Source organism: Exiguobacterium sp. s150, from assembly GCF_018618435.1.
Lineage (GTDB): Bacteria > Bacillota > Bacilli > Exiguobacteriales > Exiguobacteriaceae > Exiguobacterium > Exiguobacterium alkaliphilum.
Genome location: NZ_JACSMC010000102.1, coordinates 1 through 248, shown reverse-complemented (window position 1 = coordinate 248; position 248 = coordinate 1). Strand labels below are relative to the sequence as shown.

General features: G+C 51.2%; 1 protein-coding gene. It reads left to right on the top strand.

The features are described 5' to 3' along the window. Nucleotides 1-63: 63 nt before the first annotated feature. On the top strand, nt 64-248 hold a 185-nt coding region (locus KNP76_RS15735), incomplete at its 3' end, for a transposase (RefSeq protein WP_483298101.1).

Below are 248 nucleotides of genomic sequence, written 5' to 3'. Positions count from 1 at the left end.
AACAGATAGGGGCGACCTCTGATAAAGTTAAAGTGACCAAACCATAACTTTGGAGGTGCCCCTATGTACAAAGAGTATACCATGAACCAATTGGTTTTGCCCCTAGATTTAGAAGTCCGTCTCCAGGAAAACGATATCGCCTTCGCTGTCCACGACCTTGTCGAACAGATCCCCGACGAGGCCTTCGAGCCGTTCTGGCGAACGACGGGCTGCCCGGCCTATCATCCGCGCATGATGATGAAGATCGT